This is a genomic window from Bacillus sp. UNC437CL72CviS29, assembly GCF_000482345.1.
In the GTDB taxonomy this organism is placed as follows: Bacteria; Bacillota; Bacilli; order Bacillales; family Bacillaceae_G; genus Bacillus_A; species Bacillus_A arachidis.
Window position 1 is genome coordinate 215704 of the sequence record NZ_AXVB01000004.1, and the last position, 15736, is coordinate 231439.

At 36.1% G+C, this 15736-nt stretch carries 10 protein-coding genes and 1 pseudogene; 3 read left to right on the forward strand and 8 right to left on the reverse strand.

Annotated features, from left to right (window positions below; translation table 11 throughout):
- Window positions 1-25 precede the first annotated feature (25 nt).
- From M014_RS0104165 to M014_RS0104175, 3 genes are all read right to left on the reverse strand, one after another.
- Window positions 26-2953, reverse strand: coding sequence for an ATP-binding protein (locus tag M014_RS0104165; RefSeq protein WP_026590594.1), 2928 nt, complete (start codon window positions 2951-2953; stop codon window positions 26-28).
- The gene (locus tag M014_RS0104170) at window positions 2950-4197 is read right to left on the reverse strand and encodes a metallophosphoesterase family protein (RefSeq protein ID WP_026590595.1); all 1248 of its coding nucleotides are present in this window, start codon (window positions 4195-4197) and stop codon (window positions 2950-2952) included. Before M014_RS0104170 ends, M014_RS0104165 begins: the two co-directional genes overlap by 4 nt.
- 771 nt (window positions 4198-4968) lie before the next feature.
- Entirely contained in the window at window positions 4969-5847 is an 879-nt protein-coding gene (locus tag M014_RS0104175) for a LysR family transcriptional regulator (protein ID WP_026590596.1), read from the reverse strand.
- A gap of 192 nt (window positions 5848-6039) precedes the next feature.
- Between M014_RS0104175 and M014_RS0104180 the strand changes: the two genes are divergently transcribed.
- Window positions 6040-7248: an MFS transporter gene (locus M014_RS0104180; RefSeq protein ID WP_026590597.1), complete on the forward strand. Its 1209-nt coding sequence runs from the start codon at window positions 6040-6042 to the stop codon at window positions 7246-7248.
- Between the two features lie 236 nt (window positions 7249-7484).
- On the opposite strand, the gene M014_RS0104185 is transcribed toward M014_RS0104180, so the two are convergent.
- From M014_RS0104185 to licT, 4 genes and pseudogenes are all read right to left on the reverse strand, one after another.
- On the reverse strand, window positions 7485-8930 hold the full coding sequence (locus M014_RS0104185) for a glycoside hydrolase family 1 protein (RefSeq protein WP_026590598.1): 1446 nt from the start codon (window positions 8928-8930) through the stop codon (window positions 7485-7487).
- Window positions 8931-9014: 84 nt separating this feature from the next.
- Window positions 9015-10451: a 6-phospho-beta-glucosidase gene (locus M014_RS0104190; protein WP_026590599.1), complete on the reverse strand. Its 1437-nt coding sequence runs from the start codon at window positions 10449-10451 to the stop codon at window positions 9015-9017.
- Window positions 10452-10612: 161 nt separating this feature from the next.
- Window positions 10613-12460, reverse strand: a pseudogene (locus M014_RS0104195) (beta-glucoside-specific PTS transporter subunit IIABC); the annotation flags it as partial.
- Window positions 12461-12643: 183 nt separating this feature from the next.
- Window positions 12644-13504 carry a BglG family transcription antiterminator LicT gene (licT, locus tag M014_RS0104200; RefSeq protein ID WP_026590601.1) on the reverse strand — a complete coding sequence of 287 codons (861 nt, stop codon included), beginning with the start codon at window positions 13502-13504 and terminating at the stop codon, window positions 12644-12646.
- Window positions 13505-13970: 466 nt separating this feature from the next.
- On the opposite strand from licT, the gene M014_RS0104205 reads away from it, so the two are divergent.
- On the forward strand, window positions 13971-14555 hold the full coding sequence (locus M014_RS0104205) for an SUKH-4 family immunity protein (protein ID WP_026590602.1): 585 nt from the start codon (window positions 13971-13973) through the stop codon (window positions 14553-14555).
- 608 nt (window positions 14556-15163) lie between these two features.
- The gene (locus M014_RS0104215) at window positions 15164-15349 is read left to right on the forward strand and encodes a YhzD family protein (RefSeq protein ID WP_026590603.1); all 186 of its coding nucleotides are present in this window, start codon (window positions 15164-15166) and stop codon (window positions 15347-15349) included.
- Between the two features lie 26 nt (window positions 15350-15375).
- On the opposite strand, the gene M014_RS0104220 is transcribed toward M014_RS0104215, so the two are convergent.
- Entirely contained in the window at window positions 15376-15735 is a 360-nt protein-coding gene (locus tag M014_RS0104220) for a hypothetical protein (protein ID WP_026590604.1), read from the reverse strand.
- Window position 15736: the final 1 nt, after the last annotated feature.

Consider the following 15736-nt stretch of genomic DNA (forward strand, 5'->3'; position numbering starts at 1 on the left):
ACTTAAGTACTTTTAGTATAGCACACTACACCTTATTTTCTTTACGTTCATGTGTTAATTTTATAATCTGTTTTTCTGTAAAGAATGATAATAGATGGGCATGACATGTAAAGAAAATCACTTGTCTATCCTTCGCAATTTCTTTTATTAATTGGATTGTTCGTTCTGTTCTTATTGCATCAAAATGTACAAAGCTATCATCAATAATAAATGGATAATCATGTTCAAACGTCCGGGCTAGTGCAAATCTTAGTGACAAATACAGTTGCTCCGCTGTCGCCTGACTTAGTTCATGACTATAAAAACGCATACCATCACTTCGTTCTACAATAAACGGCTCACTTTCTGATGGCGAAAAAATCTTACTATACTTCTCACCTGTTAAGTATACAAAATACTCCTCGGCCTTTTGTAGAATACGGGGCAGCTGTACTTCATGATAATATTGCTTTGTTTTTGTTAACACCGTTTTAGCAGTCGCGTATGCAGCCCACTTTTTCACTTGCTCACGTACATGCGATTTTTTCATTTCCCATTCATGTAATAAATCACCGTACGTACTACCTTCTTCTAAATTCGCAATCTCCACGCGATGCTCCGCAATACTCTCGGTCAATTTCTTCTCTTCTGAAAGGAAGCCTTGTATACGAAGTTCTTCTTGATTTAAGTTTTCTTCATATCCTTTCACTTGGTAGTGTTCCACTAATGATAAGCTTGTTAAACGCTTTTCTAACATATCAATTTGAGGTGATAGCCGCTCTACTTGCTTCTCTGCCTCTTCAAGCTTTTCTACTCTCTTACCAGCCTCTAAAAACATTTCTTCATTAGTAACTGCTGCCATTTCTAAGAGCGCATCTCGTTCTACTGTAAGTTGTTTTACTTGGTGCTGCAGTACTTCCCGCTCTTCTTTCCAATCAGCAAGCTTTCCTACAAGTTGCTCCTTCTTTTGCCCTTTTTCTTTTTCCTTTTGAATGCGATCACGAATCATATGAAGATGATCACATTCTGTATTTTTCATAACGTTCTCTAGTTTATGTTCAAACTGCGAAATCATTTCATATAATATCTCTTTTCGCTCTGCCATCTTTCCTACTTCGCGATATAACTGTTGCATCTTTTCCACACGTTCAAATGCTGGCAATACATGCGCATATGTATAAAAATTTGGGAACGAATAACGCTCATTATATGTATCGACTTGCTCTCCCACATGAAACGTATCTCGCTCCCATTCTTCATATGCAGAAACCACTCTTTCATAGGTTCTTTCAATTTGTTGTAACTTATAAGACTCTCGCTCAAATAGTTTACGTATTTCTTCATCTTTTTCTACTTGATAACGAATAGATAGTGCCTCTTCATTTTGCCTTCCACCTGCACTTTGCTGCAGCGAGAGCAGTTCTTCTTGTAAGCTATCTGAAGAATTATCTTTATACAAAACAAGTGCAAGTACAATTAAGACAAAAAAGATAACACTCGTAAATAACAACGCATGATTATCTAGAAATACACTTGTCAGCAATATCACTGTATTAACAGCTAACAAAAGGAAACAAATCGTCTGCCAACGCTTTTTCTTTTCCCGCGCGGTTTTCATTCTTTCTTCATATTTACGCTTAATGCGCTCCGCACCAGTACCTATCAAGACTGTATCTTGAAACGACTTTTCTTTTTCTACAAGGTTCTGCCGCTCTTCATCCGATAACATCTGCTTCCGAATATGCCCTACGTTTTCTTCCTGTTCTTCTAATTGCTCCTGCGCCACTTTAAAGCGCTCATCAAGCTGCTCTTTCCGATTATCTAACTCTCTCGCCTTTTGCACCGTTTGCGTTATCATTTCTTTTGCCGCAAGGCTTGTATCAAATGACAGTACCTTTTCTTTTTCAAAAGTAGTACCAATTTGCTGCTCGAGCTCTTCTATCTCTTCTTTCATATTCCCGATGCTTACTGTAATATCGCGCATTTCTTGGCGCGCATTTTCATATGACATATGCTGCATACGAAGTTCTTCTACATAACTATCTTTTTGCAACAGTTCTTCTTGTACTTCTATCCCATCCAATTCCGATTGCACCATTTCCATCCGTTTCTGGATTGAATCAAGTTGCACCAAAAGCGGCTCCAGTTTTGCTTTTATCGTTTCATAACGTTCTACACCTCGAACTGGAAACGGATTCTTCTGCTCTTCTAGCGCTTTTTCATACGCTTGTTTTTCAATGACAAGAGGTTGCAGCGTGGCCAACACTTCATAGTCTTGCTTACGTTTCTCTGCCATCTCTTTTTCATCCCGAATGTGAGCAAGACGCCCTTCACTTTCTTTTAACTGCCCCATTAGCTTTTCATACGTACCAATTTTCCCTTGCCACGCCCCAAGCTTTTCTTGCAGTTTCTTTATTTCTTGAAGCGACACATTAATCTCCGGCTTACGGCCATTCGGCTTAAAACGCTGCTCCATTTCTTTTTCTAACTTTTTATCTAACTGCAAGAGCGCATCACTTCCAACTGCACTCGCCGAAAACAAATAATTTCCGATTTCAGCTTCTCCAACATGATGTATATTTTGGAGACCATGCATATCAAACGAAAAGACAGAATCAAACAGGTTCTCATTCATCCCGCTTAGCAGAGTCTGCAGTACTTCTTCACCAGCTGTTTTTCCATCTTCAAAGTAAACCGTCACTTCTCCAGCAGCCGTTTTCGGAAGACGCTCGATTTTGAGTCTTCCATACTGCTCTGTCATAACGGTCACCCTACCGCCGTACTTCCCGCCTTCTTTCGGTTCGTAGCGTCTTTGCCCTCTCATTGGAAAACCAAATAAAATACTCTTCATAAACGAACGAATCGTCGATTTTCCCGCTTCATTTTCGCCGTACAACACCGTCAGCAATGAAAGATCCATTTCCACATTTTCTAATTTCCCATAGCCATAAATATGGAGTTTCTCAATTCTCATTTTTTATCCCTCTCTTGCTGGAATAATTGCTCTAATATAATATTTTCCGCTTCCTTTTGAATCTCTGCTTTCTCCTCTTCTGAAAAAGACTCAATCACATTACGCGCGACAGGAGATGTCCAAATCGTTCGCAGCACCGCATCCATATTCGTAAAGGATTCTAGTTCTTGCAATACACTACCAACAAAATGATTTTCCTCTTTTAAACGCTCGGTTTCAGCAAATGAAATCGTCTCATTCTTCCACTTCATTACATATACAAAATCTCTACGCTCTTCTCCCGCTGCTAAAATATGAAAAATCTCTTCCACACGTTTTTCATCACGTAAATAAGAAGCTAGAGGGCCTTGGCCAGTAAACACAGCTGTCAGAAGAGTTCCTTTCTCTTCTTCTTTACGCCATTCGTTCAGCGCTTTTGAACAAGCCGTCATAAGGTCATCAACCGTCTGTAGTTCATCGATACTAATTTCCATTTCTCCCCAAACTACATCTGCCGTACTAAAGAAAGAACAATTCGCCTTTCGCTCTGTAATCTCAACAAGATACGCTCCCTTTTCTCCCGTTTCCTTCCGGTGGCGCCCTTGTATATTACCTGGATAAATGATATATGGCTCCTCTGCTAAAATCTCGCGTTTATGTATATGACCAAGTGCCCAATAATCAAACCCTTTCTCCTTCAGCTCACGAATTAGAAACGGCGCATAGCGATTATGCTCTGCATCGCCACCTTCCACACTTCCGTGAAGCATCCCAATATGAAAAGGCGCATCGCTCATTTTTTCATACTGCGCTGTCATATTATCTGTGACAGCTTGTTGTAAATAACTAAACCCATAAATAGATGCAAGCAGTTCACCATCTTTATAAAACGGCTTCGCTTCTACATATGGCTCTGTAAACACATGAACATTCTCAGGAAACTCAATTGCCGCCCAGCTTCCTCCTAAATGATCATGGTTACCATGAATGATATAAACAGGAATGTCATACTGCGAAAGGCGCTTCATTTGCTCTCTCACAAACACTTGCGCTCTAAGACTTCTCGTTTCCGCATCATATAAATCTCCCGCAATCAGCATGAAATCAACGCGCTCTTGAATTGCTTTATCGATAATACGTTCAAATGACCGAAACGTACTTTGCTTCATTCTCTCCCAAACAGATGACGACACATTCATTTCCATTCCTTTAAACGGACTATCCAAATGTAAATCTGCCGCATGTATAAACTTTACTTCTTTCACAATGTAACGTCCTTTCTCCATGATACTCAGTCTTATTTTAGCACGATATATCACAGATTTCTTTTGTATAATTGTTCGTTCCATAACTAAACAGATATACTATTCTGGTTAGTTATTCTAGATTGAGTTTTCATGGGTATATGCACACGAATAGTTTTTGAATAGGCTGGTTCCAAAGTATTCGCTAAATTATTTGAAGCTATGAAGAAAACAAACGACGAAACCATTGAAAATTTCGTTATTAGAAACAGATTTTCCACCTTTATAATGAACAAAGAATGATAAAATTTTTAGTGAACCTATCTCAAATAGGTAGCATATGTCATAATCTCAACACGCGCAAACGCACATTCTTTATCTATTCACAAGAAAGAACCAACGCTTTTATTAGATGCATTGGTTCTTTTTTGTCTTTCTACAATTAAAAAATTGTAAAAACGTTCATTATATATTGAGAGATTTCCACATTTTACTCTCGCATAGTGAATACGCTCTACTTTTTCAGTTATTAAAGGAAAAATACTAATTTTAAAGCCTCTATACAGTGATATCATTATATCGCAAAAGTTATTTGACCAACTTTTGTATTCGTAATGTCATAACCTATATAATTCGCGTGTTTGATTAGAAAACCGTCATCTTTTCAACCAGTAAAACCCCTCCAATCATGCATATTGAAGGTTTTTTTACTATTATAGATACCAAAAATAAATGATTACGCCGTATACACTGTAATTTAGTGGGAATTCATAACTTACTTGTGAGGGTTAGCTAAAATAGTTCGATAAATCTACGTGCTGCTTTGGAAAGATATCGTTGTTTAAACCAAACTAATGCTATCTCTGATTGAAGAGAAGAATCTTGGATGTCCAATACCCTAATGCCAATATTACGAAATGCAGATACTGAAGATTTAGGAAGTATACTTGCTCCAATGCCAGCTTCAACTAAAGAAAGAAGTATATTAATATCTGGGCATTCGCACAAAACATTTGGCTGGAATTCGAATCGCTCACATTCTTCTATAATCCTTTCATATAGCCCTTCTCCCTTCGTTCTGTGGACTAGTAATAAAGGTACATCTTCAATATCTTTCATTTGAATAGCTTCTTTTGAATGGAAATTTCCCCAATCTTTCGGCACTACAAAAACAAATGGTTCTATTCCCAACGGAATCATAGAAAGACCTTCCATTTCTAAAGGCAGACGAACAATAGCAAGTTCGATATTGCGGTTCTCCAACTGTTTACTCAATTCAACTGGATCTCCTCCCCGCAGTTTAAAAGTAATCATTGGATAGTTTTCTTGGAAATATTGAATTCTTTTAGGCAGATAAGAAACACATGAGACAACTATACCAATGGATAGAGAACCTCTGATTCCTTCGCCAGCTTCTTTTACTTCTAATATCGATTCCTCAAATACATTTAAAATATTCTGGGCTTTTTTATATAGAATTTTACCTGCCTCAGTAAGTTCCATAGTCTTACCATTTCTTTTTCGTTCTAATAGTACAGTACCAATCTCCTCTTCCATAAGACGGAGTTGCTGGCTTAATGGGGGTTGTGCCATGTGAAGTTTTTTAGCAGCACGAGAAATTTGCCCTTCTTCGGCAATGCTAAGAAAGTAGCGTAATTGTCTTATATCCATCGTTTCCCTCCATAATATATATGATTTCGATATATATAAGTAACATTATAGATATTTTCCATATAAATATACAGGTGATAATATAAGTAAGCAAATAAAATAGAATGAAAATAACTCAAACATGAATTTTGATATTTATGAGAAAGACCAAAACGTAGGAGCTTAATATTAATTATATGGGAGGTGGAAATATTGAATAAACCCCAACTATGGACTAGGGATTTTATCAGTATTGCCATTACTAATTTTCTTGTGTTTACAACCTTTTATTATTTGTTGGTTACACTGCCGATATATTCTTTACATGAATTGCACGGCGCCGAATCTGAAGCAGGACTTATTACTACAGTTTTTTTGATTGCAGCCATCCTAACACGCCCACTTGCGGGTAAATGGATCCAAAAGTCAGGAAAGTATATCGTTTTTATAAGTTCCCTCCTGGTTCTTTCCGCAGCTTCAATTCTCTATTTTATTCCACAATCTATTATTGGTTTGCTAATTCTTCGCTTTTTTCATGGAATTGGCTTTGGAATGGCAACAACTGCCACTGGAGCAATTGTAGCCGACCTCATCCCGGAATCTCGCAAAGGAGAAGGAATGGGGTACTATGGACTGACGCTAAATCTTGGCATGGCTATTGGCCCCTTTTTAGGTTTGACTGTTATGCAACAAGCAGGGACACATTTAATGTTTATCATAAATGCATTATGTTCTCTCTTTGCACTTGTTGCAGGATTATTTGTTAAATTACCTAAGAAAACTATTATGTCAGAACAGACAACTGAACGAAAAACAGGCATGAAAATCGGAGAATTTTTAGAGCGTTCCGCTATTCCTGTATCACTGGTTTCAGCTTTCTTCGCACTCATTTATTCGGGAATTATTTCCTTCGTATCTATATTTGCTAAAGAGCATGGTTTAGTAGAAGCCTCTAGTTATTTCTTTGTTGTGTACGCAGTGGTCCTTTTAGTTTCCCGACCTTTTACTGGAACATGGTTTGATGCATACGGGGCAAATACTATAATTTATCCCGCTATTTTATGCTTTGCAGTTGGTACGTTCTTATTGAGTATATCGAATACATCCTTGTTATTTCTTTCAGCAGCAGCCCTTATTGGATTAGGTTGGGGAACCACGTTTCCTAGTCTTCAAACCATTGCCATTCAAGTAGCTCCTCCTAAAAAGAGGCCATTGGCTACGGCTACATTCCTTTCTATATTCGATTTTGGGTTCGGTATTGGATCATTTATCTTTGGTATTGCAGCAGCTAAAATTGACCATGGCTCATTATATTTTTATTGTTCATTCCTTACAATAATTGGAATTGGAATTTACTATTTACTGCATGGTAGAATATCTTCACGTTCTATTGCGAAAAAGGTAAAGCAAAAAGTTTCTTAGAGGATTTTAAATTCATGGAATATAATAAGAGTGGAAAGTCCCTTTAGATCTTAAAATGTACCCTATAAGGTAGACACTAAAAAAGTCTCCCTATAGGGTTTTTGTATAGAATTAAGGAAAACAGCGATTGAAAGAAATGTGTTTTTTCTTCAAAACAGTAATATGGAAATGAATAAAACAAGATGCAGAGACGTTACTTGTTTTATTATGAAAAATAGTTTTTTTAAGAACTGACTTTACATCTTCTCTCCATTCGATGCAATAACATCTTTATACCAGAAGAAAGACTTCTTCTTCTTTCTTTCCAACGTTCCAGTACCATCGTCATGTTTATCTACATAAATGAAACCATAACGCTTAGACATCTCTCCTGTTGAAGCACTCACTAAATCTATGCAGCCCCAACTTGTATAACCCATCATTTCCACACCATCTTCATTTATCGCATCACGCATTGCTACAATATGCTCTCGCAAATAATCAATCCGATACTCATCATTGATGGTGCCATCTTCTTCGACCTTATCATAAGCACCTAGCCCATTTTCAACTACAAAAAGCGGTACTTCATATCTATCATACAATTTATTTAATGAAATCCTTAAACCAGCTGGATCAATTTCCCATCCCCAATCACTTGCTTTAAGGAATGGATTTTTCATACCTGACAAGATATTTCCTTGCAATTTTTCTTGTTCCGTCTTTTCTTTTTTGTCGGTACGAGACATGTAATAACTGAAACCAATATAGTCTACTGTATGTTTCTTAATTAATTCTAAATCACCTTCTTGAATTTCCAGCTCAATACCATGCTTTTTAAAATAAGATTTGATGAATGCTGGGTATTCTCCTTTTACTTGAACATCCGCACAGAAATAATTGAACAAACGCTCTTCCTGAAGTGCATACAGTTCATTTTTCGGATTACAGTCATATGAATATACTGGTGCAAATAAAATCATACAACCTATTTTTGAATCTGGAATAATCTCATGACAGGCTTTTACAGCAATGCTGCTGGCAACAAATTGATGGTGAAATGCCTGGAAAGTCGGCTGATATTTATCCTCTTCTTTTTTTACTAAAAATCCAAGACCCATAATCGGCATAACTAAACCACCGTTAATTTCATTAAATGTCATCCAATATTTCACTTTATTTTTATAACGATTGAAAATAGCATTCACATATCTTTCAAAGAAAGTAACCACTTCACGATTTCTCCAGCCACCATATTTCTTCACAAGATTTACTGGCATTTCATAATGAGAAATCGTAACAACTGGTTCAATTCCATGCTTCTCTAATTCATCAAACACGCGGTCATAGAAAACCAAACCTTCCTCATTTGGCTCCAGTTCATCACCGTTCGGGAAAATCCTTGTCCAAGCAATAGACATCCGAAACGCTTTAAAACCCATTTCCGCAAACAATGCAATATCTTCTTTATAACGATGATAGAAGTCAATGCCTTCATGATTTGGATAACTGTATTTTGTTTTATCAATTTCAAAATGAAATCCAGGCTCTTGTAATATCTTTTTTCGTCCCTTTCCTCCTGGAAGAGTATCTGCAATACTTAATCCTTTATTGCCTTCATGATATCCACCTTCCATCTGGTTCGCAGCGGTAGCACCGCCCCATAAAAAGCCTTCAGGAAATTTTCTCGTTTGTTTCTCCATTACAATCCACTCCCTCAATTTTTTAACTTCATCAATACGAAATTACTAAAAATAGATTTGATCTTCTAAACTTAGATCATTTGGTTAATCGAGTTGTTCCCCATTTGATTCAATCACTTTCTTGTACCAGTGAAAGCTCTTCTTTTTCATTCTCTTTCGTGATCCTTTACCTGCATTATCCTTATCTACATAAATATAGCCATAACGTTTTTTCATTTCCCCTGTAGAGGCACTGACAAGGTCAATTGGCCCCCAACTTGTATACCCGATAATGTCTACTCCGTCTTGGATAGCTTCGCCCATCTCCGTGATATGTTGTTTTAAATATTCAATTCGATAATCGTCATTGATTTCCCCTCCAGGAGTTACCTCATCAACAGCACCTAGCCCATTTTCAACCACAAACAGAGGCTTTTGATAGCGATCATACAACTGGTTCGCCGTAATTCGGAATCCTTTAGGATCAATCGTCCAGCCCCATTCTGATTTTTCTAGGTACGGATTTTCAATAGATCTAAATACATTCCCGCTTGTCATATTTTTTAATACTTCGGGATCTTTACTTGTTAGTCTACTTGAATAATAACTAAATCCAATATAATCAACTGTATGATTTTTCAAAATCTCTTCATCATCTTGTTCCATCTCAATGGTCAAATTATGATCCTTAAAGAATCGCTTTGCATAACCCGGATATTCGCCTCGTGCTTGTACATCAATAAAGAAAAAGGACTTACGATCTTTTTCCATCGCATCAAAAATGTCTTCTGGATTACATGTATATGGGTAGGTAGCCCCCGCTGCTAGCATGCAACCAATTTTTGCATCCGGTATCATTTCGTGACAAGCTTTTACAGCAAGTGCGCTTGCAACAAGCTGGTGATGTGCTGCTTGATATTGGATTTGTGTTTTATTCTCTCCATCTTGAAATACAAGGCCCGCACCTAAAAACGGCAAATGGAGAAGTATATTAATTTCATTAAACGTCATCCAATATTTCACTTTATCTTTATATCTATTAAAAATAGTTTTGGCATAAGTCTCAAAGAAATGTACAAGTTTTCTATTTCTCCAACTTCCGTATTTTTCAACTAAGTGTACAGGTACATCAAAATGAGCAATTGTAACAACTGGCTCAATTCCGTATTTTAATAGTTCGGCAAATAACTCATCATAAAACTGTAAACCTGCTTCATTTGGCTCCAGTTCATCACCGTTTGGAAAAATTCGTGTCCAAGCAATCGAAATACGCAGCGCTTTAAATCCCATTTCTGCAAATAAGGCAATATCCTCTTTATAACAATGATAAAAGTCAATTGATTCATGAGAAGGATACAATTCTCCCTCGATCTGTTTAAAGGAATTGATTTTCCCAGTCATAACTTCCCAACGTTTTTTCCCCGTTGGTAATAAATCAACCGTTGTTAATCCCTTTCCACCTTCTAAATATGCTCCTTCCGCCTGATTAGCAGCAATTGCGCCGCCCCATAAAAACCCGTTAGGAAATACAAAATTAGACATATTAACACTCCTTTACTATATATAAACTAGAAAGGAAGCATGTTTCTTGTAAGCTTAACAACGCTTCCCTTCTTTTTTGATAAACTTTATTTAACTCCCAAATCAATTAAATGATCACCAGTTGCAACTTGCTTTTCTTCTGTTATCGCTAGGTCGTATTTGTCAGGATTGGTGATAACTACTGGTGTTGTCACCATATATCCCTCTGCTTGAATTGACGCTATATCAAATTCAATAAGTAGCCGCCCTTTTTCTACACGAGCACCTTGTGCGATATGTGCAGTGAAATATTTCCCACCAAGCTGAACCGTATCCATTCCAATATGAATCAACAGTTCAACTCCTTGATCGGTTGTAATTCCAATCGCATGGTTTGTTGGAAATAGTGCAGAAACTGTCCCGGAAACTGGCGAAAACAATTTACCTTCTGAAGGTTCAATGGCAACCCCTTTTCCAAGTGCACCTGATGCAAATGCTGCATCTTTAATAGTAGATAAAGCCATTACTTCACCGTTAAATGGACTAGAAATTACATCACCTTCCGCTTTCATCACAGTTTCTTCACGGTTAGCATTTTTTTGTGTAACTGCTGTTTCTTCAGCAGTTCCTTTTTCTTTACCAAGTCCAAATAAATAAGTAAGAATAAATCCAAGTACGAAAGAAGCAACAATGGCGATAATTAACCCCCAAAACCCCATAGTAAGTCCTTCTTTTGGACTAATATAAGTTGGTATACCAAAGATTCCAATCCCACCAGCCATATACCTCTCTGTACCGGCTACTCCCAGGATTCCTCCTCCGATAGCTGCTGCAATACAGCTCATAATAAACGGCTTTTTCAAAGGAAGAGTAACCCCATAAATTGCTGGCTCTGTCACACCAAAAATACCAGAAATAAACGCGGGAATACTAAGTGTTTTCAATTTTTGCTGTTTCGTTTTTAACCACACTGCAAGAACAGCACCGATTTGTGCAAATGAAGCTGCAAACGTCAATGGTATAATTGGATCTGATCCCATAGTGGTAATATTATTGATTCCAATTGGAACAAGTCCCCAGTGAAGACCAAACATAACAATCACTTGCCAAAGTCCACCGAGAAAAACACCTGCTACTACTGGACTTAATTGATAAATCCAAACCGTTCCTTGTCCTAAAAGCTGACCAGCCCATGTTGCAATTGGTCCAATAATGATAAAAGTAATTGGTACAACTACAAGCAATGTAAAAAAAGGTACTAAGAAAGTTTTCACAACATCTGGAATGATCTTTTTAAACCCATTCTCTACTTTTGCTCCGAAATAAGTCGCAAGAATAATTGGAATAACGGATGATGCATATCTCATTAAAATAACTGGAATTCCTAAGAAAGTAATATGAATTGGTGATTCAAACTTCGTGCCTGCAAATAATGTGTAAAGTGGTTCACCAGTTGTTAATCCAGAAAGTGCTGGATAAACGAGTGCAGCTCCTATTGCCATACCGATAAAAGTACTTCCACCAAATTTCTTGCTAGCGGTATAACCAAGAAAGATTGGGAAGAAATAAAACATAGAATCTCCAATTGCATTCAATATTTGATACGTCCCTGAAGTATTGTTCAACCAACCCAATGCAACAAAAAGAGCAGTAAGACCTTTAATCATCCCAGTTGCCGCTAAAATACCGAGAATAGGAGTAAAGATACTAGAAACGACATCAATAAATGTATTAAATACTCCTTTACTTTTGTTATCATCTGCTTCTACAGGTGCTTGTGTATGAAAACTACCAATTTCTACAACTGCTTTATAGACATCAGGCACATGATTTCCAATGACGACTTGATACTGGCCACCACTTTTCATAACAGTGACGACGCCGTCCATATTTTTCAAAACCTCTGTCTTTGCCTTCCCTTCATCTTTTAACTTAAAGCGCAGACGGGTGATACAATGAACAACACTATTAACATTTTCTTTACCGCCGACATTTTCAATAATGTCTTTTGCCAATTGTTCATATTTCATGATGATCCCTACTTTCTATGACTTTTTTAGAAATAAAAAACCTGAGCCAATGTGAGCACACAAAAATAGTGTGTGTGTTCACATTGACTCAGGTTATGCCCAATACTGGTAACATTCCTAAGGATATTTAATTTTCAAAGAGAAGTTATTCTATCTCTTAAACTGCTACCGTTAGAAACTACTTTACTCTGATGTACGATGAAATTCATGTCGACTGGTTACCCGATGAATATGTAATGTTAAATACACTACTTCATCATTTGATATCACCCAATTATAGGTATTCTCCAAATAAATCCTAACCTTTTGACTACATTGGGATGCAGCTTGATATTTCTGTTTTACTTGCTCATATAGAAATTGATCATTACTTTCAGCCTGTTTTTCTTTACGTATAAATCGTATGGAAAAGAAACGAAGATGTGTTAAAAAACGCTCATAGTTGACCGAATTTTCATCCATTTCTATTTTGAAATGATACTTTACAATATTCAAGATGTTGTTAACCATTTCAGTCGCTTGTACTGCAGCTGCCATGTTTTCACTAGATAACTGACTGTTAACTAAATGTAGGGCAACGGAAGCAGCTTCGTCTTCTCCAAGTCGAATACCTGTATCATTTTCAATTATATCTAATGCATGTAAAGCAATTTGAAACTCCTGCTTATAATATTTTTTTATTTCCCATAATAATGCATTCTTCAGCTGGATCCCTTGTTTATGCCTGCTAATCGCAAAACTTAAATGATCAGTTAACGCAACATATAAGTATTCATCCAATTTATATGTCAGTTGAGACTGGGCATAATTCAAAATTTTTGAAGAAATATTCAAATATACTTCAGAAGTATCCTTCAATAATGTAGCTAGTTTTTCGGAAACTCCTTGATTTTCTAATACAAAGGTCTTCTCTATTTTTGAGGTATCAATTTCCTCTCCAACTTTCTTCTGAAAAACAAGCCCTCTACCCATAACAACAATTTCTTGATTTAATTCATTATTCGTGACAGCGACATTATTATTTAATATTTTTTTTATTTCCATTGGCACTCGTCCTCGATTGAATTATTTTGTAGATGCATATAATAATTAAATAAAAAAACCTAAATTTGCACATAAGAATAACCTTTAGTCATTCTTATCCAAACTTAGGTTTTGCCTGCCGAACAGTAACAATCCACAATTCTATTTGTAAGCGTTTTCTTTAATTTATCTTATTATTTTATACTTGTCAAGAGCAGTATAAAATAATATCTGTAACAAGAAGCATAAGATGGCCGTTTTGGTCAACTTATGCTTCCAGGACTTGATGTGGCTTTAAAACAAAGTTTGATAATTTATAAAAAAGTTTGATCAAAAATCCTGTTTTGTGCAAGAATTTTTTTGTTCAGCAATCCGGCCAGACTACGAAGCGATTTCATTAAAGAAAATTAGTTCTTTATGCTAAAATTTAAATGAGTTTGTGAAGAGACGAAAAAAATATTAAACATTAAGATTTGGAGGAAAGACATTGGAAATAGACAAATTAAATTTACCCATAGATAGTAAAAATTTTATACTTAATCATCAAATTAAAGAAAATGAATTCGAATGTCTCAACGTGGATTTTTATACTTATTCTAATGGTTTTCTTTTAGATGTAGTAGAATGGACAAAACAAAATGATTTTTCTTTATCTATATTAGATAAAGACTATACAGAAAAGTTTTTAGCAAGTTTAGAGAAATTTAAATCATACCTCGTTATTGGGAGCAATATAGATTCAGGTAATCTAATTGCAATCTACCAGCCAACAGGAGAAATATATGAGTTAGAACATGAAATTACGGAAAGAGTAGAAAGAAATTTTGTCAATTCTTCTATAGAGAAGATGTATTGCTGCTTCAATTGTTTTAAAAATTATTGGGTTCAACTAATAGAGCAGGAACAATACAAGAATCGCGACCTAATAAACACTTTTCATGAATTAAAGAACAAATTAGTGGAATTAGATAATAACATATTAATAAATGATGATGACTATAATAGACAATTTTGGAATTCTTTATATCTAGGTCATTTAAACTTCCTTTTGGAAAAGTCAAATGAAAAATAGATTGTTTCTAAATAAATAAGATAAAACAAAGTTTGATCAAACTTTGTTTTAAAACGGAAAGTTTATTCAAAAAGAATAGAATCCATTTTGAGCAATCTTTTTTCAAAATGGATTCTTTTTGGTTCTCACTAAATAAGGATTTGCAAAATATTTCTGATTAAACTTTATTCCAAAGCTACATGAATAAAACACACGGCAAGCTTATGGGTTGATAATTAACTCAAGGCCAATTTATGCTTCCAATCCCGTTGAATAATTAGATAATCACCTACAAAAATAAGTGTTTTCTGGTCAACTTATGCTTCCAATTGCGGCCAACCTATGAGTTGAAAAACAATATCAACGGAAAGAACTTGTAAGACAAAAAGTATAAAAACAAGGAAAACCCTTCTCTTTTGTACATTCTTTTTATAGTATGGAACAATAAATGTAAATGGTCCTTCTTGAACTTTTTTAATGTGTTCCTTCATCCTTTCTCTTCAAAAATAAAGTAAATACAAAAGCCTCCTTACTTATTACCAATCATGTCACATATTTCTTTGCATATTCTATCGTTTTATGACAAAATAGTTATAAGATTCTGATTTTAATCTTTGGAGGGGATTTTCATGGGAGTATACATTCTAACAGTCTTTGAAAAAGATGGTTCCAAAATGCTAGACGAATCATTCGAGGCGACAACAGAAGCAGAAGCGAAATCAAAAGGGGCATCCATTTTACAAGAAAAAGGATTGCATGAAAAAACACATCGCTGCACATCTTCAGCAGGAAAACTCGTTTTATTCCAGCGCTAAAAAAAGAAGCGTCATCCGCTTCTTTTTCATTCTATTTCTTCATCACACCACGTAAATACCACATCTAGAATCCGATTACCAATACGCACGCGTCTATTCCACTTTCCAGTTTGAATTTGGCGCTGCAGTTCATCTTTCATCTTTTCTGTCCAGTCGTGAATGGTCCCATTCCCGTCGTACGGATATATGCTAGGAAACTCTTCCTGCAGAAGACTCAGGCTTTCCGCATCCAAATGAAAATGGAAATAGTAGTTCGCCGTAAGCGATGGTTCCTGCAATTTTAAAAACGGATCGTCAATTTGCTTTCTATTTCGGTAGAAAGTAAATATATTCACCTTTCCGCTCGTAATTTGGTCAATTTGAATTTCGTGCTTCTCTATAATCACG

Coding starts and splice junctions, on each gene's coding strand:
- M014_RS0104165 (WP_026590594.1), bottom strand. CDS start 2,953: ATGAGAATTGAGAAACTCCATATTTATGGCTATGGGAAATTAGAAAAT.
- M014_RS0104175 (WP_026590596.1), bottom strand. CDS start 5,847: ATGGATATAAGACAATTACGCTACTTTCTTAGCATTGCCGAAGAAGGG.
- M014_RS0104185 (WP_026590598.1), bottom strand. CDS start 8,930: ATGGAGAAACAAACGAGAAAATTTCCTGAAGGCTTTTTATGGGGCGGT.
- M014_RS0104190 (WP_026590599.1), bottom strand. CDS start 10,451: ATGTCTAATTTTGTATTTCCTAACGGGTTTTTATGGGGCGGCGCAATT.
- licT (WP_026590601.1), bottom strand. CDS start 13,504: ATGGAAATAAAAAAAATATTAAATAATAATGTCGCTGTCACGAATAAT.
- M014_RS0104215 (WP_026590603.1), top strand. CDS start 15,164: ATGGGAGTATACATTCTAACAGTCTTTGAAAAAGATGGTTCCAAAATG.